Source organism: Catenulispora yoronensis, from assembly GCF_039531695.1.
GTDB lineage: Bacteria > Actinomycetota > Actinomycetes > Streptomycetales > Catenulisporaceae > Catenulispora > Catenulispora yoronensis.
This window is the reverse complement of the sequence record NZ_BAAAQN010000005.1, coordinates 187,238-207,626: the sequence shown is the minus strand read 5'-3', so window position 1 is coordinate 207,626 and position 20,389 is coordinate 187,238. Positions and strand designations below refer to the sequence as shown.

The window sequence follows — 20,389 nt, the reverse complement described above, 5'->3', positions numbered from 1 at the left end:
GGGACACATTCTCCAGAGAAAGGATCGTGGGAGGTGTCAGCACACCACGAAGGACAGGGGCTGCGGGACCGGGCCGCGCTGATCGGCTCCTGGCGGGCCGGGGCGGCGCGGGGCGCGGACATCCCGGACCCCGACGAGCCCCGCCCGCTCGGCGACGACCGGTGCGTCTTCATCCGGCCGGTGCTCGGTCCGCGCAGCAAGGTGGTCGCGGGCGCCTACTCCTACTACGACGCGTCCGAGGACACGGACGGCTTCGAGCAGGCCCGGGTCCGGTACGCGTTCGGCGCCCAGCGGCTGATCATCGGGAAGTTCTGCGCCATCGCCGCCGGGGTGACCTTCCTGATGGCCGGTGCCAACCACGTGTATCAGGGCCCGACCGCGTTCCCCTTCGCCACGTTCCCCGGCGACTGGCAGGCGGCCCTGCTGGATCCGCTGATCGAGCGGGGTCCGGCCGGCAAGGGCGACACGGTGATCGGCAACGACGTCTGGATCGGCCGCGGCGCGACCGTGCTGCCGGGCGTGACGGTCGGCGACGGCGCGATCATCGGCGCCGGCGCGGTGGTCGCCTCCGAGGTCGGCCCTTACCAGATCGTCGCGGGCAACCCGGCGCGGACCATCCGCTCCCGCTACGCGCCGGACGGTGTCGCCGCGCTGCTCGCCGCGCGGTGGTGGGACTGGCCGATCGACGTCGTGTCCGCGCACCTTCCGGAACTGGTGCTCGGCACTTCCGACGGCGTGCTCGGCGTGGCCCGCGCGCAGGGGCTCGCCGCCGAGGTCCGGTCATGACGGCGCTGTCGCCGGCGGACCCGGCCGCGATCGCCGCGATCGCCGCGATCGACCTGGCGGACCAGGACTTCGCGACGCGGGGCGACGCCGAGCAGGTGTGGGCGCTCCTGCGCCGCGAGCGCCCGGTCCACTGGAACACCCGGCCGGACGGCACGGGCTTCTGGGCGGTCACCCGCTACCACGACACCCTGCGGGTCCTGCGGGACTCCACGACGTTCCGGTCCGGCCAGGGGATGCGGCTGGACCACAATCCCGCCGCCACCGCGGCCGCCGCCGACAAGCTGATGATCGTCGCGGACGCTCCCCGGCACGCCAAGATCCGGCGGGTGGTCGCCTCCGCGTTCACCCCCCGGATGGCGGCCCGGCTGGAGGAGAACATGCGGGAGACCGTCCGGCAGGAGCTGGCGGCGATCGGCGACGGCGAGCCCTGCGACTTCACCGACGTGGCGTCCGTGCTGCCGCTCTCCGTCATCTGCGACATGCTCGGCGTGCCGCGGGCCGACTGGCCGTTCATGCTGCGGTCCACCCGGGTCGCCTTCGGCGAGTCGGACTCCGATCCGCTGGAGCGGCTGGAGGCGCACGCCCAGGTCCTGGAGTACTACCAGGACCTGGTGGCCGAGCGCCGCCGCCGGCCCCGCGAGGACGTCATCAGCACCATGGCCGGCGGCAGCGTGGACGGGGTCCCGCTCACCGACGAGGAGATCTTCCTGAACTGCGACGGCCTGATCTCCGGCGGGAACGAGACGACGCGGCACGCGAGCGTCGGCGGGCTGCTGGCCCTCATCGACCGCCCGGACCAGTGGCGGGCGGCGAGCGCCGCGCCGGAGGGTCTGGACGCGGTGGCCGACGAGATCCTGCGCTTCACCTCCCCGGCCATGCACGTGCTGCGCACGCCGTGCCAGGACACCGAGATCGGCGGTCAGGCGATCCGCGCCGGGGAGCCGGTGACGGTCTGGATGCCGTCGGCCAACCGGGACGAGGCGGTGTTCGACGATCCGGACCGGTTCGACGGGGCGCGGCACCCGAATCCGCACCTCGCCTTCGGGATGGGGCCGCACCACTGCCTGGGCGCCACGCTGGCCCGGATCGAGCTGCGGGTGCTGTTCGAGGAGCTGTTGCGGACCTTCGCCTCCGGGGAGCCCGCCGGGCCGGCCCGGCGGCTGCGCTCGACCCTGATCTGGGGCTACGAGTCCGCCCCGGTGCTGCTGCACCGGCGGTGAGGCCTGACGCCCGCCCTTCGCTGACATCCGACGCCTGACACCCCATCGAGAGGAACGTTGATGACCAACCCCTTCGACGACGCCGAGCAGCCCTTCCTGGTGCTGGTCAACGACGAGGGCCAGCACTCGCTGTGGCCCGCCTTCGCCGAGGTGCCCCAGGGCTGGGACACCGTCCACGGTCCCGCTGCCCGCAATGAGTGCGTCGACTACGTCACCGAGAACTGGACCGACATGCGGCCCAAGAGCCTGATCGCCGCCATGGACGCGGCCGGCTGAGCGCGGGGACGAGATGACGGACACCTCCCACGCCGAAACGGTCCGCCGCGGCTACGACTTCATCGACGCCGGCCGCTTCGACGACTTCTTGGCGTGTTTCCACGACGACGTGCGCTACGTCCGGCAAGGCGTCGGCGACCTCCGGGGCTTGGCCGCGATGAGCCGCTTCTACAAGCACGACCGGCCGATCGCCAGCGGGAAGCACGAGCTGGAGAAGATCATCTCGGACGGCCCCTGGGTCGCGGTCCGGGGCCGGTTCGTGGGGACTCTCAAGGACGGCACCGAGGCCGACTTCCCGTTCACGGACTGGGTCCACTTCCGTGGCGACCTGATCGACCTTCGAGAGACCTTGTTCCCCGCCAGGTAGCTCTGCCGATCCGAGCCGAGCCGGGATGACCGCGACAGCGAGGCCGCGGTCGTCCCGGCTCTTTCGTTCAGGTCACTAGGGGTTCGGCAGAGCGTCGCGGTCCACGGTGCCGTGCCGGCCGAGCGGAAGCCGGGCCAGGACGACGATGTCCGAGGGCACCTGGTGCGGCGGCAGCACGGCGAGGCAGAACCGGCGCAAAACCGCTGGATCAAGCCGTGCGGACCGGCGTCCGACGACGTATGCGGTCAGACGCCGGTCGCCGCCGGGCTGCTCCCGGGCCACCACGATGGCCTGCGCAACGTCCGGATGCGCGTACAGCCGGTCCTCGGTACGAGCCGGGGAGGCCGGCAGGCCCCGGACCGCGACGCGCTCATCGCGGCGGCCGAGGAACTCGATCTCGCCGTCGGCGCGCACCCGGGCCAGGTCTCCGGTCCGGAACATCCGCGCCGAGGGCACGAAGGGGTCGGCGAGGAAGGACTGGGCCGTCAGTCCAGGACGGTCCAGATAGCCGCGGGCCAGGCCGACCCCGGCGATCATCAGCTCGCCGGGCACGCCGACGGGTGCGTGGGCCAGCCCATCGTCGAGCACGTACAGGCGGACGCCGGGGACCGGGCGGCCGAGGATTCGGCCGTCGTCAGTATGCTGACCGGCGCGGCGCCGGACGGCCAGTCCGGCCGCCTCGGCCGTGCCGTAGACGTGGTCCACGAGGACGTCCCGGCTGATCAGGGCTCGGGTGTGCGCCGGGCTGCCCGGCTCCGCGCCGACGACGAGGGTGCGCAGGTTGTCGAGAGCTTCGGGCCCGGGCTCCAGGGCTGCCGGCAGTCGGCCCCCGGTGAGCCACGCCGACGTCGCGTCCTGCGGATGCAGGACGACGCGGGCACCGCTGGCGAGTGCGGCCCACAGGTGGAGAACAGCGGGAGCCGATTCCGGCGGGGCGGCCAGCAGATGAGCCTGGTCGGGGTGATGGTCGGTGGCCGCCACGAGACCGGCGATGTTCGCGTGCGTGAGCTGGACCGGTTTCGGTGGGCCCGTCGCCCCGGCGGTGAACACGATGTAGGCGGCGTTGTCCGGGTGGATGGTGTGTCCGGGCCGCGGCGCCGCCGGGGAGCTGAGCTGCTCCCAGGTCAGGACCGGAAGTTCCGCGAGCGCCGCGTGGTGGTTGGCGCTGGCCGCCGCATCAACGCTTATCACCACGTCGGGGCTGGTGGCCGCGAGGATTTCCGCGAGGTGCTCGGCCGACTGCCCGGCTTGGCAGAGCACGACGACCTGACCGGCGCGCAGGACACCGAGCGCGGCCACGACGGCGTCGATGCCGTGCGGGAGGTGGATCGCGATCCGGGCCTCCGGTCCCGCCGACACGGCGAGGTGGCCGGCGATCCGGGCCGACGCGGTGTCCAGGTCGCGGTAGGTCAGCTGCCTGCGACCGTCGTCCAGCGCGATCGCGTCGGGCTGCCGCTCGCACTGGCGGGCCAGCAGCTTCGGCAGTGCCACCACAGTCCCGACGCCGGGATCGGCGCCGGTCAGCGCCTCGGCCAGCCGGTCGCGCTCCGTCGCGGTGAGCAGCGGCAACCGGTCCACCGGGAGGTCGGGCCGCCGCAGCGCCTGCTCCACGACCGTGAGGTAGTGCCGGACCAGCCGGTCGACGGTGTCCGCGTCGAACAGGGCCGTGGCGTATTCGGCGACCCCGGCCAGGCTCCCGTCGGGGCGCTCCTCAAGATCGACGAGAAGGTCGAACTTGCTGGTGCCGGTGGCGGCCGGCAGCCGCTCGACCGCGAGGCCGGGCAGCGGCCACGAGGAGGTGCGGGCCGTCCGCAGCGCGAAGTCGAGCTGGACGAGGGGGTTGTGCGCGGCGCCGCGCACCGGACGCACCGCTTCGACGACCCGGTCGAGCGGGAGCTCGGGATGCTGGAGCGCGTCCAGGACCGTCTCGCGGGTCCGGGCCACCACGGTGTCGAAATCGGGCCGGCCGGCCAGATCGGCGCGCAGCACCACAGTGTTGACGAACAACCCGATCAGCGGCTCGGTGTCCGGATGGTCGCGCCCGGCCACCGGCGTCCCGACGCCGAAGTCGGACATCCCGGTGCAGCGCTGGACCAGGACGGTGAACGCGGCCAGCAGGACCATGAAAGCGGTCGCGCCGCGCTCGCGCCCGAAGGCGGTGGCGCGCGCCACGAGCTCGGCCGACACCGTGAACTCCCGCCGGGCGCCCCGGACGTCCCGCCGCGCGGGCCGGGGGTGGTCGGCGGGCAGCTCCACGATGGTCGGCATGCCCGCCAGCCGCTCGCGCCAGTACTTGACCGCGGCGTCCAGCTGTTCGCCCTGTTCGCGCTGCCAGAGAGCGACGTCGCTGAAGGTGACGGGGAGCTCTGCGAGGGTGTCGCCGCGCTGATCGGTGGGCGCGGCTTCGACGGCTTCGCCGTAGAAATGCGCGAGTTCGGCGGCGAGCAGTGACACCGACCAGTCGTCGGCCGCGATGTGGTGCAGGGACAGCATGAGCACGTGGTCGTCCGGCGCGACGCGGCCCAGCGCGACCCGCAGTGGCGGCTCCTTCGCCAGGTCCACGCCCTGTTCGGCCTGCTCGCGGACGAACCGTTGGATTTGTGCCTCAGCGATGTCGCTGACCGGCGGCAGCACCGGACCGGCCGGGTCGACCAGCAGCACCGGCTCCCCGTCGTCGTCCTCGACGATGCGGGTCCGCAGCGGCTCGTGCCGGTCGACGACCGCCGTCAGCGCGGCTACCAGCGCCGGAAGCCGCAGCGGACCGCGGATGCGCAGCGCGATCGGGATCATGTACTCCGCCGTGCCCGGCTGCAACCGGTCAATGATCCACAGCGGCCGCTGCAACGGTGACAGCGGCGCCGGACGGTGCTGGGCCGGCTTCTCGATACCGTCGGTCGATCGCTGGCCCGGCTCCCCCGGCTGGCCTGGCTGGCCTGGCTGGCCCGACTGCCTTGGCTGGCCCGGATGCCGGACGGAGGCGGATCGCAGTGACCTCCCACCGGAACCCTCGGAACCCGCGGCCCGCCGGGCCCGCTCCACCTCGACCGCCAGCAGCGCGGCGGTCGGCGCGTCGAACAGCGTCCGGGCCGTCAGCCGCACTCCGACCCGCTTTCCCAGCCGGCCCACCACCCGCGCCGCGGCCAGCGAGTCCCCGCCGAGAGCGAAGAAGTTCTCCTCGGGCCGGACCTGCGACAGCCCCAGCACCTCGCCGAACAGTTCGCAGACCAGCTCCTCGTCCGGGGTCGCCGCGGCGCGCCCCGACGGAACGCCGCGTTCCGGCGCGGGCAGCGCGGCGCGGTCGAGCTTGCCGGTCGCGGTGCGCGGCAGCGCAGGAAGCGTCAGGAAGCGAGCGGGCACCAGATGCGCCGGGAGCCGCTGGTCGACGTACGCCCGCAACCGGGCCTCGTCCACGTCGCCGACGACGTAGGCGATCAGCCGCGTCGCGGCGCCCTGCCCGAACGGCACCACGACGGCCTGCGCGACCGCGGGATGGCCGGTCAGCACCGCCTCGATCTCGGCCGGCTCCACGCGGAAGCCCCGGACCTTGATCTGCTGGTCCGCCCGGCCGAGGAACTCCAAGGCGCCGTCGGCCCGCTCCCGCACCAGGTCCCCGGTCCGGTACATCCGCTGCCCGGGGGCGCCGAACGGATCGGGGACGAAGCGCTCCGCCGTCTGCCCCGGGGCCCCCACGTAGCCGTACGCCAGCCCGGAGCCGGCCATGTAGAGCTCGCCCGCCGTGCCCGGGGTCACCGGGCACAGCTTGTCGTCGAGCACGTACCCGGTCTTGTGCGCGATGACCCGGCCGACCGGGATCGACGCGGTCGCGACGTCGTGCGGCGTGATGGTGTGGCAGCACGTGAAGATGGTGTTCTCGGCCGGGGAGTAGCCGTTCACCACCCGCACTCCGGGGTGCTCGCGCAGCAGGCGGTCGATGTGCGTCAGCGAGGCGCGCTCGCCGCCGGTGAGCACCTGCCGCAGGCCCGCGAACATCGCCGGGTGCTCGTCCAGCAGGAAGTTCAGCAGGCTGGCCGAGACGTAGACCGTCGTCACGGCGTGCGCGACGACCAGCGCGGCGATCTCCTCCGGTTCCGGGGAGCCCCCGGACTGCAGGACGCAGACGCCTCCGGACAGCAGCGGGCCGAACAGCTCCAGGGCGAAGGCGTCCCAGGACACCGGCGAGCACTGCAACCACACCTCGTCCGGGCCGAACTCCGCGTAGTCCTGCCCGACGAGCGTGGCCGCCAGGGCGGCGTGCGAGGTCAGGATGCCCTTGGGCGCGCCGGTGGAGCCGGAGGTGAACATCACGCACGCCGGGTCGGCGGCCCGGGTCCGCACGGGTTCTCGGCCGGGGTCCCGGACCGGGTCCGGGGCACCGTCGTACCCTGCCACCTCTTGGAACGGCACCGCGCGCGGCAGGTCCCGCCCCTGGGTCAGCACCACCGCGGCGTCCGCCGCCGCGACGACGCCGGCCAGCCGCCGGTCCGGGAAGGCCGGATCCAGCATCGTGTAGGCGCAGCCCGCCTTGAGCACCCCGAGCACGGCCACGACCAGGTCGATCCCGCGCTCCAGGCAGACGCCCACGGTCCGGCCGGGCGGCACGCCGCGCGCGGTCAGGCCGCGCGCCAGCCGGTCGGCCCGCTCGTCCAGGTCCGCGTAGCTGAGGTGCTCACCGGCGTGCACAAGCGCGGTCGCCTCCGGGCGCGCCGCGGCCTGCCGCCGGAACAGGTCGTGCAGGCCGCCGGAGTCGGTGCTCACCGCTCGGCGCCCAGCAGCCGTACCGGACGCAGCCAGCCGTCGGGGTCGGCGGCGCGGCCGTGCTGGACGTCGACCAGCCGCTCGCGCAGGGCCAGGGTCACCGGCCCGGGCCCGCCGTCGCCGATCGTCCACTGGCGGTCCGCGTCCCGCAGCCGCCCGATCGGCGCGACCACGGCCGCGGTGCCGCAGGCGAACATCTCGGTGATTGCCCCGGATGCGCAGTCGGCCAGCAGCGCGTCGATCGGGACCCGCTCCTGGCGCACGCGAAAGCCCATCCGGGCGCCGAGGGCCAGCAGCGAGTCGCGGGTGACGCCGGGCAGGAGCGTGCCGGTCAGCTCGGGGGTGACCAGCTCCGCCTCCGGTCCCCGGCCACGGACCAGGAACACGTTCATGCCGCCCATCTCCTCCACCCACCGCCGCTGCCCGGAGTCGAGCCACAGCACCTGCTGGCAGCCGGCCGCGGCGGCCTGCTGCTGCGCCACGAAGGAGGGCCCGTAGTTGGCCGCGCACTTGACGTCGCCGGTGCCGCCGGGCATCGCGCGGCTGTGGTCCCGGCTCACCCACACCGACAGCGCGCCCGGCTGGTCGCCGAAGAAGCCGCCGGCCACGAAGGCCAGCACCAGGAAGCGGTACTCGTGCGAGGGGCGCAGCATCAGGTTCGGCTCCGAGCCGTACATCACGGGCCTTATGTACAGGCTCAGTTCGTCGTCACCGGCCGGCAGCTCGTGGCCGTCGGCGGCGACCAGCTGGTCGATCGCCTCGACGAACATCCGGGCCGGCAGCTCCGGCATGGCCAGCCGGCGCGCCGAGCGCTGGAACCGGTGGGCGTTCTCCCACGGCCGGAAGACCGCGATCGCGCCGTCCGGCTGCCGGAACGCCTTCATGCCCTCGAACACGACCTGCGCGTAGTGCATCCCGAGCGTGCCGGGATGGGTGGGGATCGGGGCCAGCGGGAGCAGCTCGGAGGGCCGCCAGCCGTCCTGCGGGCTCCAGACGGAGCTGGTCATGTGCCCGGTGAACATGTCGCCGTGGCCGACGCGGGCCGAAGCCGCCGGGGCCTGCGGCGCCAGGGTGATCTCCTCGGTCATTGCGGTCCTCTCACCTGTACTCGGAAATCTTCCGGATCTGCGCGGGGCGGGGTTCACGGCAGGGGCCGGTCAGCACCGGCGGACGGTAGGCCGGGCAGCACCGTTCGACGGCGGCGGCCAGCGGGAGCAGGTCGGCCAGGCGCGACGGGCCGAACACCGACACCCCCAGCGGCAGACCGCCGTGCTCGGCCGCCGGGAGCGAGACGTTGGGATAGCCGGCCAGCGCCGCCAGCGCGGAGCTGGCCACCGGGCGCGGGTCCGGGCGGCCCGGGACCAGCGGCCAGGCCGGCGGATTGGTCGGGGCCAGGACGGCGTCCACGCGGTGCAGCGTGTCGTCGAGCAGGCGGCGCGCCCGGATCCGGGCCGCCCGGCCGGCCGCCGAGCGCCGCGCCCGGTCCTCGGCCGACAACGCCGCGGTCGCCTCGAACAGCCCCTGGTCGAACAGCCGCAGCTCCTCCGGGTCGGCGCGGTTCGCCGCGATCAGCGCCGCGAGGTTGTCCGGCACGCCGGGCCGGGTGCGCAGATACGCCTCCAGCGCGGCCGGGAACTCGGCCTGCATCGCGACGGCCGCGGTCATGATCAGGCCGGCGTACTCGGGGAACCGCACCTCGACCACCTCGGCGCCGACCGCCCGGACCGCGTGCGCGGCCGTCACCAGGGCGGCCGGCGGCAGCCCCGGGACGTGCCACAGCCCGAACCGCCGCCCGGCCAGCGGCACCGGCGCCGCCGCCAGCTCCGGGCGGCCGGTCAGCTCGGCCAGGCACAGCGCCGCGTCGCGCAGCCGGGTGGCGAACAGCCCGACGGCGTCCTGGGCCGGGGCGATCGGGACCACGCCGGCGCCCGGCAGCAGGCCCGGCTCCGGCTTCACGCCGACCACGCCGTTGGCCCCGGCCGGGCCGACGATCGACCCGTCGGCCTCGGTGCCCAGCGCCAGCGGCGCCATCCCGGCCGCCACCGCGGCCGCCGATCCCGCCGAGGAACCCCACGGGCTGCGGTCCGGGGCGTGCGGGTTCCGGGTCTGGCCGCCGACGCCGGACCAGCCCTGCGGCGCGTCGTGGGACCGCAGGTTGCCCCACTCGCTCAGGTTGGTCTTGCCCAGCACCACCGCGCCGGCCTCCCGCAGCAGCCCGACCACCGGGGCGTCGCGCAGCGCCGGCCGGCCCACCAGCAGGCGGGAGCCGGCGGTGCAGTCCAGCCCGGCCACGTCGATGTCGTCCTCGACCAGGACCGGCGTCCCGGCCAGCGGCGAGCGCGCCCGGCGCTGCTCGGCCCCGGCGGCCTGGTCCAGGGCTGTCGGATCGATCGCCAGCACCGCGTTCACCAGCGGGTCGTAGCGCTCGATGCGGCTCAGGCAGTGCAAGGTCAGCTCCAGCCCGCGGCGGGCGGTTCCGGTCGGCCCCGGCGCGGCCGCGCTCACGGCCGGCGCACGGCTTCCGGCTCCGGTACCGCCGGCCGGGGGCGCGCCGGCTGCCAGAGGTCCTCGGGCCGCAGGTCGCCGGGCGCGTACCGGCCCAGCGCGCTGATCAGCATCCGCATCTCCAGCGCCAGCGCCTGCACGAACCGCTCCAGCCCGGCGGCCCGGTCCTCGTCGGACGCGAGCAGCGCAGCGCGTCCGAGCCCGACCGCGCGGCAGCCCAGGGCCAGGGCCTTGACCGCCCGGGCCCCCTCCCACATCCGGCCGGACGCGAGCAGCGCCCCGGCGAAGCCGTCGTCGGGGCCGGCGCTACTGCCACCGCTACCGCCACTGCCACTGCTGCCGCCGCCGATCCGCGCCAGGCATTCGCCCAGCGGCAGTCCGACGTGATCCAGGAAAGCGTTCGGGGCCCAGCCGGTACCGCCCTCGGCGCCGTCCACCGTGACCGCGGCCGCGCCGGCCTCCCACGCCACCGCCGCCGCGACGGCGACGTCGCGGGCCGGAGGCAGCTTCACCCACACGTGGGCGCGCGGGAAGTTGTTGCGCATCAAGCGGATCTGCTGGCGCAGGATCTCCTCGGTGTACGTGCCCGGGCTGCTGCTGCGCAGCGACGCGCCGGTGCCGTCCACCGCCTCCAGCTGGTAGATCCCGCGCAGCCGGTCCGCCGTCGCCGGATCCACCAGCGTCATGCCGCCCAGGCCGGGCTTCGCGCCCTGCCCGACCTTGAGTTCGAAGGCCAGCCGGCCCGAGGCCAGCAGCGGCAGCGCCGACGGATCGCTGTAGACCAGGTTCCAGACCTCGGCGTCGGCGTCCTCAGTGCTCTGCTGCACCACGACGCCGCCGAACCCGTCCGGCAGCGCCTCGCCGTACGCGCGCATGCGCCGCAGCATGGAACGCTCGGCGTCGTCGTCGGCGGCGCGGCCGTAGCCGCCGTGCGGCACCACGTTCTCGCCGATCACCATCGGCAGCCCGAGCCGCCCGGCCTGCCGGCTGGCCGCGGCCCCGACCTCGGCGCTCGCCGCGCGGGTCGAGCCGAAGGCCGAGACGTACACCGGCAACGGCGAGCGCAGCCCGCCGACGTCGGTGGTCAGGTCCACGTCGCTGTAGAGCGGCTCGCGGCCGAGGTCGATCAGCTTCTCCAGCCGCTGCGGCATGAACACCGGCGGCACCAGGCGGGCCTGGTCCAGCGGGTCCGGCGATCCCGGCGATCCCGTGTCGGCCGACGCCGCGTCGCCGCTGTACGGCGCCCCGCCGAACAGCACCGAACCGTAGTCGGCGCCCGGCGGGAAGACCGCGGCGGCGCCCGCGCGCGCCCGGTGCCGTACCTGGTCCTCCGGGAACCCGTCCGCCCGAAGCGCGTTCACGCCGAGACCACCCCCGGCAGCTTGGGGAACATCGTGGCCTGCCACACCGCGTCCAGTCCCGCGATCCAGCGGGTCAGCCGCTGCACGCCGATGCCGAAGCCGGCGCTGGCCGGGATCCCGCCGCGCACCAGATCGAGATACCAGCCGTACTTGGCCGGGTTCTCGCCGGTCTCGCGCATGCGGGAGATCATCCGCCGGTAGTCGTACTCCCGCTCGCTGCCGCTGCACAGTTCGCCGTAGCCCTCCGGCGCGATCAGGTCGAAGTTGCGCAGCGAGCCCGGGTCCTCGGCGTTCTCGCGGTCGTAGAACCCGCGCGAGCCCTTGGGGTAGTCGGTGACGAAGAAGGGGCGGGGGGCGTCGGCGGACAGCAGCCGCTCGCCCTCCCAGTCGATCTCGGCCAGCGGGTCCTGCCGGTGCCCGAGGTCGTGCAGCCGCTGGACCGCCGCGCGGTGCGTGATCCGGTCGAACGGCTGGTCCAACCAGGCCGCCAGCGCGTCGCGGTCGCGGCCCAGCTCCTCGAGCCGGTCCTTGGACCGCTCCAGCACGCGGCGCACGGCGTGCGTGACCACGCCCTGCGCGACCGCGGTGGCCTCGTCACGGCTCGCGCCCGCGATCTCCACGTCCAACTGGTGGAACTCGGCCAGGTGCCGCGCGGTGTTCGCGGTCTCCAACGGCTCCAGGCGCACGTTCGGCGCGAGATAGAAGATCTTCTCGAACGACAGCAGCGACGCCTGCTTGTAGAGGATCGCGCTCGTCATCAGCTTGTAGCGGTGGCCGTAGTAGTCGATGTCGACCTGCTTGGACCCGCGCGCGCCGGGGTCGGTGACCGGTCCGATGACCGGCGCCAGCAGTTCGGTGAAGCCCTGGTCGGCCAGGTACTCGCGGGCCGCTTGCAGGATCGCCTGCTGGATCGCGATCGCGTCGCGGGTCCGGGTCGCCTCCAGGTGCGTGCGCAGGTCCGGGGGGACCGCGGCCGCGGCGGCGTCCGAGGCGATCTGGATGGTGGTCATCGTCCACTCCCGAAGGTCGATGGGTAGGGGTCCAGCCGGCGCCGGTGGAACTCCAGATCGGCCAGCAGCGATCGCAGGCCGACCGCGGCGCGCCCCCGGGCCGCGCCGGCCAGCGGCATGCGGCCGACGTCGCACCACTCCAGGCGGCCGTCCGGGCCGATGGCGCACCGGCTCTCGTTGCGGTTGTCCGGGTGCAGGCAGTACGGCACGTCGAGCAGCCCCTGCTCGAACGCCGCCGGCAGCGCCCGCGCCACGGTCGGCGCCAGGCTCAGCACGGTCTCGATCAGAGTTCGTGCTTGCTGGTACACCTCGGTGTCGCGGACCGTGGTCTTCGCGGCGTCGGCGGCGGCAGCACCGGCATCGTCGGAAGCACCGGCAGCACCGGCAGCGTCCGCAGCGCCGGCAGCGACCTCGGCGCCGGCGGCCACCGCGGTCCGGTGCGCCACCCGCAATGCCTCGACGTTCTCCTGGATCGTCGGGATCCGGTGCGCCTCGGCGACGGTCTTCACGATCAGCCGCTCGGTGCCGGTGCGGACCGCCAGCCGGGCGCTCTGCCGGAGCAGTTCCTCGGCGCCTTCGGGGCTGCGCGGATACAGCCCCATGAACGTGTACAGCACGACGTGCCAGTCCACGCCGGGCAGGAACTCGGCGCACAGCAGCCGCAGCGCGGCCAGCGCCTCCACGTCCTGCTCCGGACAGGTCTGCTGGGCATAGCTGGCCGACATGCTGGTGATGCCGTGTTCTGCGAAGAACGCGCACTCCAGCACCGAGATCGCGACCAGCAGTGCCGGCGGGCACAGCTGCCCGAGCATGCACCCGCCGAACGTCTCCAGGTGGCAGCGCACGCCGCGGTCGGCCTGCCGGGCCAGCAGCCGGGTCGCCCGCGACCAGGCCCGGACCGACTCCCGCAGCGGCACCCGGCTGTAGGGCAGGCAGTACGACACCGGCCCACCCTCGGTGGCCTCCACGCCCGCGGCCAGCATCGTCCGGAAGATCCGCTCCGGGCGCGGCGAACCGTGCCGCACCTGGAGCGGGAACCCGGGCCCGGCGATCCCGGCGAGCATCCGCGCGGTGCCCCGCGCGCCCTCGGCGACCAGCGGATACCCGTTCAGGTCCAGGCCCGCGGCCCGGGCCATCGCGGCCCGCTCGTGCTCGCCCTGCCGAGTGAAGCTGTCCAGGGTGACCGTGCCCACCGCGGGCACGCCGGCCGCGCGCACGGCCAGCAGCCCGGCCCGCATGACGGCCGGGTCGCCGAACCCCATCCGGGGCTGCACGATCAGTGTGCCCGCGCGCCGCCGCGCGGCCACGAACACACTGAAGGGCGCGTGCTCCACGGTCATCGCACCCGCTCGGCCCGGGCCGCGACGAAGGCCCGGAACCGGGTCAGTGCCCGCTCGGCGGACGCCCCGACCGGGAACACTCCGTCGTAGCCGAGGTCGCGCAGCTCGGCGCTGGGGTCGGCGTCGGCCTCCCCGTGCACGCCGAGCGAGCCGCCGATCACCACCGGCAGCCCGGCCAGCTCCGGCTCGGCGCGCAGTGCGGTGATCAGCCGGGCGGCGTCGATCCCGCCGAGCCCGTTGACGGTGCTGACCACCACGCAGTCCGGCGGTTCGGCCCGGCACTCCTGGAGCACCAGGGCCACCGGGGAGCAGGCGCCGAGGTTGCGGACCGTGTGGCCCATCTCCTCGATCAGCAGCTGCATCGCCACCAGGTTCCACATGTGGGAGTCCGACGGCAGCGTGCACAGCACGAAGGTCAGCGGCCGGCTCGCGCCGGGCTCGGCCTGGGCCGCGCCGGCGAACTCCATACCCGGCCCGCTCACTGCTGCTTCGCCAACAGCACACCGAACTGCAGTCCGGTGGAGTCCGCCCGCGGGTCCGGCTCGGCCGCGGCCTGGACCGTCAGGCCCAGACGCTCGAACATCTCGTCCCACCACGCCCGGGTCTGGAGCCGCTGCTGCGTGATCGAGTGGATCAGGAAGTAGGGGTTGTAGAAGTTCAGCGCCAGACCGTGGCTGCCCATCACCGGCGACAGCGGCTGGTGGTCCATCTCCACGATCAGCCAGCGCGCGGCCGGATACCGGTCGAACACCGCGGTCAGCAGGTCCTCCACGGCCTGCTGGCCGTCCTGCTCCATGACCTCCTGCAGCACGAAGGCGGTCATGAAGCAGATCCCGGCGCCGCCGTCGGGCAGGTCGAAGTCGACCACGCTCTGCGCGCTGCCCTTGACCAGCTCCATCCGGTCCTGGAGGCCCAGCTCGGCCCGGCAGCGCTCACCGAGCACCACCGACTCGGCGTGCGGCTCCACGCCGGTGCCGGACAGCCGGGGGCGGGTCACCAGCACGTCCATCAGGAAGCTGCCGTCGCCGCAGCCCAGGTCGATGATCCGCCGCAGTCCGTCCTGCGCGGTGTCGAGCAGGTTCTGCACCAGCGGCAGCGCGTCGTAGCCGCCAATGCCGCAGCTGCCCTCGCCGACCTTGGTGGTGTTGCGGGTGGCATACCGGGTGCCGTCCCGAAGCACCGCGCCGAGCTGGTCCATCGACGGCGCGTAGCCGCCGACCAGCATCTCGTACCAGGGGGCGAACGTCAGGACCTCCCGGCCCTTGGCGCTGAGCGACCAGCTGTCGCCCTCCAGCACCGTGTAGCCCTCGTTGCGCAGGTAGCGCAGCACCGCGCCGGTGCGGTACGGGTCCAGGTCCAGCCCCTCGGCCAGCTGGTCGGCGCCGCTGCCCGGCGCCTGGCGCAGCGCGTCGAGCAAGCCCTCGTGCATGGCGTGGTGCAGCGCCTGGGCCAGGAAGAACTGGCGGACCGGACCGGTGTGGTCGATCAGGCGGCGTTCGAAGTCGTCGGTCAGCGTGGGAGGCAGGTTGCCGGTGGTGGACATGGTCGCTTCAGCCTTTCGTCGTGGTCGTCACGCGGCCGAGGGCGTCGGCCAGGCGCTTCTGGTCGTCCGGGGCGCCGACGCTGATCCGCAGCCAGCCGGGCAGGCCGAGCACGGCGCAGTCCTTGACCCGGACCAGGTCGCGGTCGCATTCCCGGGCGAGGGCACCGGCCAGGGCCGGGGTCGGCCGGGCCAGCACGAAGTTCGTCTCGCACTCCACGACCTCGTCGAACAGGCCGCTGTCGCGCAGCAGCGCGCACAGCGCCGGGCGGGCCGTGAGCACGTGGTCGGCCAGCCGGACCATGAACTCCGGCTCCTCCAGCAGCCCGAGCGCGGCGTTCAGGCTGACCGCGTCGATCGGCATGAACCGGCGCATCGGCTCCAGCCGGGCGATCGTGGCCGCGTCCCCGACCAGGCAGCCGATCCGGATGCCGGCCAGGCCGGCGGCCTTGGAGAAGCTGCGGTAGACCAGGCGGCCGGGCGGCAGGCCGCCGGTCAGCGCGCTGGGCCGGGAGGAGAACTCGACGTAGGTCTCGTCGATCAGGACGAACTCGGCGCTCAGCGCGTCGATCCAGTCCTGGGGCAGCAGCAGCCCGATCGGGTTGCCGGGCTGGGCCAGGTAGACGATGTCGCCGGCGCCGAGTCCGGCCGGCGGCGCCGGCGGCTGCCAGCGCTCGTCGAGCTCCATGGCACCGAACGGCTTGCCCATCGCCGCGGCGCGCTCGGGATACCCGTCGAAGCCGGGCTGCACGCTCCAGGCCCGGTCGACCAGCGACAGCGTCACGTCCACGGCCTCGTCCACCCCGGAGGTGAGCAGCACCTGCTCGCGCGCCACTCCGAGGTGCGCGGCGCAGGACGCCGCGACCGTCTCCATCAGGCCGCGCGGATAGCGGTGGAGCCGGCCGGCCGCCTCCATGATCCGTTTCACCGCCATCGGCGGCGGGCCGATCGGACTCTCGTTCCAGTCCAGCAGAGCCTCACGGTCGTCCGACACGTGTGCTGCCACCATGGTCGCCTCCTGTACTACTCGCGGGCGCGCCGAGGACGAGATCGCCGAGCGGGCGCGCGATGGCCGGGATGTTGGGCGGATCGATGACGAAGAAGTGGTCGCCGGGCAGCGCCAGCACCTCGCAGCGTCCGGTGGTGCACGCCGCCCAGCCGGGCAGCAGGCTCGCGTCCACGTACGGGTCCTCGGTGCCGCCGAGGACCAGCAGGTCCTGCTCCAGCACCACCCCGTCCGCGGTCGCCCGCCAGGCCTGGGTGCCGAGCGCGGCGTCGCTGCGGAAAAGGGTGATCAGCTTCTCCCGCCAGAACGTGTCGGACAGCAGCTCCGGAGCGGTGTTCCCGGCGGCGGCCAGGAACTCCACGATCTCGGTGTCTTCCAGGTCGGCCGCGTCCCACGGCCCCCCGGGCGGGTCCTGGCCGCTGACCACCAGGCCGCCGAACAACTCCGGGTGGCGCAGAGCCAGCACCACGGCGAGGCTGGCGCCCATACAGTGCCCGAACAAGGTCGTCGGCACCGGCTCCCGGGCGGTGAGCTCGGCGACCACCGGCTCGACGATCTCCTCGATGCTGCCGGCGGGCGGCTCGCCGAACCGGCGCTCCCGGCCCGGCAGCGACACGCCGAGCAGCTCGACGTCCTCCGGCAGGCCGGTCAGGACCGGGCGCAGGGCGGTGGCGCCGGCGGCGGCGTAGGGGACGACGACGAGGCGGGAGCGCACCGGGCCTCCGGCGCGGCGCAGCGGCGAGAGCCACTCCGGCTTCGCGGCTGGTCGGTCACGCCGGGGCATGGGTGGTCGCCTCCTTGGGGGCGGTGTTCGGGGCGGCGGTGTTCGGGGCGGCGGTGGCCAGGTTGGCGGCGGTGGCCGTGTCGGTGTCATCCGCGTCGTCGGCGTCGTCCGCGTAGTCCGCGTCGTCCGCGCAGAGGACGGTGACCAGGTCGTCGATGGCCGGATAGCTGTAGAGGTCGCTGATGGTGATGTTCCAGTCGGGCAGGGTGCGGCTGAGGATGGCCTGCACGCGGATCAGCCGGAGCGAGTCGCCGCCGACGTCGAAGAACCAGTCGCTGCCCCGGAAGTCGCGGTGGCCGAGGACTTGCTCCCAGGCGTCGGCGATGGCGCGGGTCAGGCTGTCGTCAGCGGTGTCGACGGGAGTGTCGGCTCGGGTGTCAGCGGGAGTGTCTTCAGGGCGGTCAGAGTGATCGCGGCTGTCAGGGTTCTCCTCGGCCGGCGGCTCCGGGAACGGCCCCGCCAGCGCGGCGAGCCGGTCGACGTCGAGCTTGCCGTTGCGCGTCACCGGGAACTCCTCGACCGCCGCCCACTGCTTGGGCCGGCTGTAGCCGGGGAGGTGGAGCGCCGCGAACGTCCGCAGATCCGGCGGCAACGCGTCGCCGTGGAACGGGACCACCGCGGCCAGCAGCACCTTGTCGCCGTGCTCGCCGGGGACCACGGCCACCGCCGCGTCCCGGACGGCCGGATGCGCGCGCAGGATGCCCGCGACGTGGTCGGGCTCGACCCGGAAGCCGCGGATCTTGACCTGCCGGTCCCGGCGCCCGACGTACCGCAGGAAGCCGTCGCCACCCCACCGGACCAGGTCGCCGGTGCGATACAGGCGCCTGCCGTCGGGCCGCCCGAAGTCGCCGAAGGACGAAGCGGTCTCCTCCGGCAGCCCGGCGTAGCCGTCGGCCAAACCGTCGCCGTACGCGTAGAGCTCGCCGACGGCGCCCGGCGGGACCGGGCGTGCGGAGTCGTCGAGGACCAGCACGCCGGTGCCGTCGATCGGCCGGCCCACCGGCAGCGCGGCACCGGCCTCGGCCGGGTCGCCGACGTGGTGCACGACGGTGAAGCTGGTGTTCTCGGAGTGGCCGAACCCGTTGGTGATCGTCAGGCTCGGGCAGGCCCGTAGCACCTGGCGCACCTGCGCCGTCGGCACGACCTCACCGCCGGTCAGCACCTGCACCGCGCTGGTGAAGGCCTCCGGCTGGAAGTCCGCGACCAGGCGGAACAACCCGGACGACAGGTACAGGCCGGTAACGGCGCGGTCGGCAAGGAAAGCGGTCAGAGCGTCGACGGCGATGTGGCCCTCGGGGAAGATCTCCAGAGTGCCGCCGGCCAGCAGGACCGGGAACACCTCCAAGGTGAACGCGTCGAACGCCATGGGCGCGATGCGCAGGAACCGGGCGGTCGCGCCGGGCCGCAGCCAGGTCGCGCGGCGGGACAGGCGTACGACCGCGCGACACGGGATCACGGCGCCCTTGGGGCGGCCCGTGGTGCCTGAGGTGAAGGTCAGGTAGGCGGTGCGTGCGGGGTCCGGGGCTGCGGGGGCGGGGGCCTTTGGTGCGTCGTGGGCGTCGCGGGCGTCGCGGGCGCCCTGCGCAGCGCTGGTACCAGCCGGGGCGAGCACGATCCGGCCGCTCGCCGCCTCGCCCAGCACCGCGACCCGATCGGCGTCGCCGACGATCACGCGGACCTCGGCGGTGTCGAGGATCAGCGCCGCCGCCGCGGGCGGCATGTCGGTCTCGATGCCGACGTAGGCCGCCCCGATCCGGATCAGCGCCGCGACGGCGACGATCTGCTCGGCCGACCGGCGGACCGTGACCGCGACCCGGTCCCCTTCGCGGACTCCGACGGCGGCCAGGTCGGCGGACAGATCCTCAGCTGCCGCAACGAACTCCGCGTATGTCAGAGTCCGGTGTTCATCCCGCAGGGCGATCGCGTCCGAGTGCTCGGCGGCGGCCTGCTCGATGAGCTGCCAGAGCCCGTCTGTGGAGTCGACGTCCGGGCCGTGTTCGACGGCTGCCACACGCTCGGCCTGCTCGGCGGTGACCGTGGTGATGTCGGCGAGCGCGCCCCTGGGGTCGGCGATCAGATCCGACAGAGCTTGTGTGAAGCTGCCTATCAGGTCCGCGGCCTCTTGCGGGGACAGGACCGAGGCCGCGTACTCCAGTTCCAGCGTCCGGCCCTGGTCGTGGGCGCGCAGAACCGCGTCGCCGTCGATGCCGCCGAGCCGGGCGGGCCGTATCTCGAACCGGGTGGGGCCGGCGTGCACAACCCGCGGCTCGCCGACGGTTTCGAAGGCGAACTGCACCAGCCGGCGGCGCACGGCGTTGACGTCGGCGTTGGCATCGGCATCGCCAACGGCGTCGAGCGCGTCGGCCAGGTCGTCGAAGGCGATGCCGTTGTAGCGCCGAGCCTCGGCCATCGCTCGGGCGGTGTTTTCGAGGTACTCGGCGACGGTGGCATCCGGCGCAAGCTCGCAGGCGACCAGGCCGGTACCGTCGGCGGGCTGCGTCTCGACAAGAAGCCGGCCGACCCCGGCACGCCGACCGACAGTCAGAGCCCAACCGGCCAGCAGCACGGTGTCGAGCGGCACGTCAACGCGCTGCGCCAGTTCCGCGCAGCCTGCGTACAGCTCGGGGGACGGGGCGAAGGGCAGTCGTGCGGCGACGAAGGTCTGCGTCGCCGGGCGCGTCAGATCGCTGGGCAGTTCCACGACGCCGGGCCAGGCGGCTAGGTGCTGCACGCGCTCGGCGAGCAGGTCCGCGGTCGCGGCTGCGGTGACCGATGCGGACTCCGGCACGGCCGCCGCTTCGTCTGCGGGGTCCGAGGTAGTCAGGCCACGATATTCGGCCACGAGTTCGTCCCACAGACGCGTGGTCTCCCGAACACCGACAACGGCCTGGTGCGCCAGAAGCGTGAGCACCGCAAGCTCGGGCCCTACGTGGCAAAGCACGAAGACAACCGGCGGCCGCTCGAATGGCCGCAACAGCACAGCCGCCGCCGGAAGCAGCAACTCCTCAGCGACCTCGACGGGATCGGCCGCACTCGCCGGCAGTTGCTGCTCCAGCAGCGTCGGCTGCCACCCAGCGACCACCCGGCTTCGCGGCTCGCTTCCGCTATCGCCATTGCCATCGGTGTCGCCATCGGTGTTGCCATCCGTGTCGCCATCACCGGTGAAGACCGTGCACAGCGCCGGAAAACGCTGACCGAGCCGGCCCAGAGCTTGGCGCAGCAGGTCACCATCCAGCGGTCCGACCACCTCGGATGCGACCACCAGATGCCAGGGCGAAACCCCACCACCGGTGTCGACACTCAGCATCCTGCGCCGGGCACGGCCGACCCAGCCGTCACCGCCGTCCGAAGCATGCATGTGGGACGCCCTTCGTCAACGCGAGTCCCGCCCGCGGGTTCGCCACGGTCCACGCTCGGTCCATTGCATGCCGCGTCCGCA

At 73.8% G+C, this 20,389-nt stretch carries 15 protein-coding genes; 4 read left to right on the top strand and 11 right to left on the bottom strand.

Features of this window, described 5'->3' with window-relative positions; all coding sequences use genetic code 11:
• Positions 1-33 precede the first annotated feature (33 nt).
• From ABD481_RS06320 to ABD481_RS06305, 4 genes are read left to right on the top strand one after another with little or no spacing between them, the layout of a single operon-like run.
• Positions 34-786 carry a CatB-related O-acetyltransferase gene (locus ABD481_RS06320; protein ID WP_344664569.1) on the top strand — a complete coding sequence of 251 codons (753 nt, stop codon included), beginning with the start codon at positions 34-36 and terminating at the stop codon, positions 784-786.
• On the top strand, positions 783-2,006 hold the full coding sequence (locus tag ABD481_RS06315; RefSeq protein WP_344664568.1) for a cytochrome P450: 1,224 nt from the start codon (positions 783-785) through the stop codon (positions 2,004-2,006). Before ABD481_RS06320 ends, ABD481_RS06315 begins: the two co-directional genes overlap by 4 nt.
• A gap of 60 nt (positions 2,007-2,066) precedes the next feature.
• Entirely contained in the window at positions 2,067-2,282 is a 216-nt protein-coding gene (locus ABD481_RS06310; RefSeq protein WP_344664567.1) for an MbtH family protein, read from the top strand.
• Positions 2,283-2,295: 13 nt separating this feature from the next.
• Positions 2,296-2,649, top strand: coding sequence for a nuclear transport factor 2 family protein (locus ABD481_RS06305; protein ID WP_344664566.1), 354 nt, complete (start codon positions 2,296-2,298; stop codon positions 2,647-2,649).
• 75 nt (positions 2,650-2,724) lie between these two features.
• On the opposite strand, the gene ABD481_RS06300 is transcribed toward ABD481_RS06305, so the two are convergent.
• From ABD481_RS06300 to ABD481_RS06250, 11 genes are read right to left on the bottom strand one after another with little or no spacing between them, the layout of a single operon-like run.
• Positions 2,725-7,404: an amino acid adenylation domain-containing protein gene (locus ABD481_RS06300; protein WP_344664565.1), complete on the bottom strand. Its 4,680-nt coding sequence runs from the start codon at positions 7,402-7,404 to the stop codon at positions 2,725-2,727.
• Positions 7,401-8,492, bottom strand: coding sequence for a branched-chain amino acid aminotransferase (locus ABD481_RS06295; RefSeq protein ID WP_344664564.1), 1,092 nt, complete (start codon positions 8,490-8,492; stop codon positions 7,401-7,403). Before ABD481_RS06295 ends, ABD481_RS06300 begins: the two co-directional genes overlap by 4 nt.
• 10 nt (positions 8,493-8,502) lie before the next feature.
• On the bottom strand, positions 8,503-9,909 hold the full coding sequence (locus ABD481_RS06290; protein WP_344664563.1) for an amidase family protein: 1,407 nt from the start codon (positions 9,907-9,909) through the stop codon (positions 8,503-8,505).
• A complete protein-coding gene (locus ABD481_RS06285; protein WP_344664562.1) occupies positions 9,906-11,270 on the bottom strand; it encodes a glutamate synthase-related protein in 1,365 nt (454 codons plus the stop codon). Before ABD481_RS06285 ends, ABD481_RS06290 begins: the two co-directional genes overlap by 4 nt.
• Positions 11,267-12,280 carry an asparagine synthetase A gene (locus tag ABD481_RS06280; protein WP_344664561.1) on the bottom strand — a complete coding sequence of 338 codons (1,014 nt, stop codon included), beginning with the start codon at positions 12,278-12,280 and terminating at the stop codon, positions 11,267-11,269. The genes ABD481_RS06285 and ABD481_RS06280 overlap by 4 nt, the downstream gene beginning before the upstream one ends.
• Positions 12,277-13,620 carry a methylaspartate mutase gene (locus tag ABD481_RS06275; protein WP_344664560.1) on the bottom strand — a complete coding sequence of 448 codons (1,344 nt, stop codon included), beginning with the start codon at positions 13,618-13,620 and terminating at the stop codon, positions 12,277-12,279. The genes ABD481_RS06280 and ABD481_RS06275 overlap by 4 nt, the downstream gene beginning before the upstream one ends.
• A complete protein-coding gene (locus ABD481_RS06270) occupies positions 13,617-14,087 on the bottom strand; it encodes a cobalamin B12-binding domain-containing protein (protein WP_344664559.1) in 471 nt (156 codons plus the stop codon). Before ABD481_RS06270 ends, ABD481_RS06275 begins: the two co-directional genes overlap by 4 nt.
• Before the next feature lie 11 nt (positions 14,088-14,098).
• Positions 14,099-15,163 carry a 2-ketoarginine methyltransferase gene (locus ABD481_RS06265; RefSeq protein WP_344664558.1) on the bottom strand — a complete coding sequence of 355 codons (1,065 nt, stop codon included), beginning with the start codon at positions 15,161-15,163 and terminating at the stop codon, positions 14,099-14,101.
• A 7-nt stretch (positions 15,164-15,170) separates the two neighbouring features.
• Entirely contained in the window at positions 15,171-16,169 is a 999-nt protein-coding gene (locus ABD481_RS06260; RefSeq protein WP_344664557.1) for a pyridoxal phosphate-dependent aminotransferase, read from the bottom strand.
• Positions 16,138-16,950, bottom strand: a complete 813-nt coding sequence (locus tag ABD481_RS06255; protein WP_344664556.1) for a thioesterase II family protein — start codon at positions 16,948-16,950, stop codon at positions 16,138-16,140. Before ABD481_RS06255 ends, ABD481_RS06260 begins: the two co-directional genes overlap by 32 nt.
• Positions 16,937-20,308: an amino acid adenylation domain-containing protein gene (locus tag ABD481_RS06250; RefSeq protein ID WP_344664555.1), complete on the bottom strand. Its 3,372-nt coding sequence runs from the start codon at positions 20,306-20,308 to the stop codon at positions 16,937-16,939. Before ABD481_RS06250 ends, ABD481_RS06255 begins: the two co-directional genes overlap by 14 nt.
• Between the last annotated feature and the right edge of the window lie 81 nt (positions 20,309-20,389).

What these genes read in the sequence shown, in the direction of transcription:
- ABD481_RS06260 (WP_344664557.1), bottom strand. Translation starts at nt 16,169, where the DNA reads ATGGTGGCAGCACACGTGTCGGACGACCGTGAGGCTCTGCTGGACTGG.
- ABD481_RS06295 (WP_344664564.1), bottom strand. Translation starts at nt 8,492, where the DNA reads ATGACCGAGGAGATCACCCTGGCGCCGCAGGCCCCGGCGGCTTCGGCC.
- ABD481_RS06305 (WP_344664566.1), top strand. Translation starts at nt 2,296, where the DNA reads ATGACGGACACCTCCCACGCCGAAACGGTCCGCCGCGGCTACGACTTC.
- ABD481_RS06315 (WP_344664568.1), top strand. Translation starts at nt 783, where the DNA reads ATGACGGCGCTGTCGCCGGCGGACCCGGCCGCGATCGCCGCGATCGCC.
- ABD481_RS06275 (WP_344664560.1), bottom strand. Translation starts at nt 13,620, where the DNA reads ATGACCGTGGAGCACGCGCCCTTCAGTGTGTTCGTGGCCGCGCGGCGG.
- ABD481_RS06255 (WP_344664556.1), bottom strand. Translation starts at nt 16,950, where the DNA reads ATGCCCCGGCGTGACCGACCAGCCGCGAAGCCGGAGTGGCTCTCGCCG.
- ABD481_RS06310 (WP_344664567.1), top strand. Translation starts at nt 2,067, where the DNA reads ATGACCAACCCCTTCGACGACGCCGAGCAGCCCTTCCTGGTGCTGGTC.
- ABD481_RS06280 (WP_344664561.1), bottom strand. Translation starts at nt 12,280, where the DNA reads ATGACCACCATCCAGATCGCCTCGGACGCCGCCGCGGCCGCGGTCCCC.
- ABD481_RS06250 (WP_344664555.1), bottom strand. Translation starts at nt 20,308, where the DNA reads ATGCATGCTTCGGACGGCGGTGACGGCTGGGTCGGCCGTGCCCGGCGC.
- ABD481_RS06270 (WP_344664559.1), bottom strand. Translation starts at nt 14,087, where the DNA reads ATGGAGTTCGCCGGCGCGGCCCAGGCCGAGCCCGGCGCGAGCCGGCCG.
- ABD481_RS06265 (WP_344664558.1), bottom strand. Translation starts at nt 15,163, where the DNA reads ATGTCCACCACCGGCAACCTGCCTCCCACGCTGACCGACGACTTCGAA.